Genomic DNA, 262 nt, shown 5'->3' with positions numbered 1-262 from the left:
ATTACCTATGTCTTGACGACTATTGGTGCGTTTGGTGCAGTGGCATTAATGTCTAGCCCATACAACAACGTAGCAGGAGCAGAAAGCTTGGCTGACTACCGTGGGTTGTTCTGGCGTCGTCCAGTATTGACTGCTGTACTAACCGTGATGATGCTTTCTCTAGCTGGTATTCCACACACTGCAGGCTTCATTGGTAAGTTCTTGGTGGTGATGGCTGCGGTAACGACTCAGCATTGGTTCTTAGCTGTGATGAGCATCGTAG

General features: G+C 48.5%; 1 protein-coding gene. It reads left to right on the top strand.

Features of this window, described 5'->3' with window-relative positions; translation table 11 throughout:
• The coding region (locus RYX56_RS23205) for a proton-conducting transporter transmembrane domain-containing protein (protein WP_317124238.1) at positions 1–262 on the top strand (262 nt) is incomplete at both ends.

Origin of the sequence: Alkalihalophilus lindianensis (assembly GCF_032843265.1) — a bacterium.
Classification (GTDB): domain Bacteria; phylum Bacillota; class Bacilli; order Bacillales; family Bacillaceae_D; genus Alkalihalophilus; species Alkalihalophilus lindianensis.
This window is presented reverse-complemented; position numbering and strand designations above follow the sequence as displayed.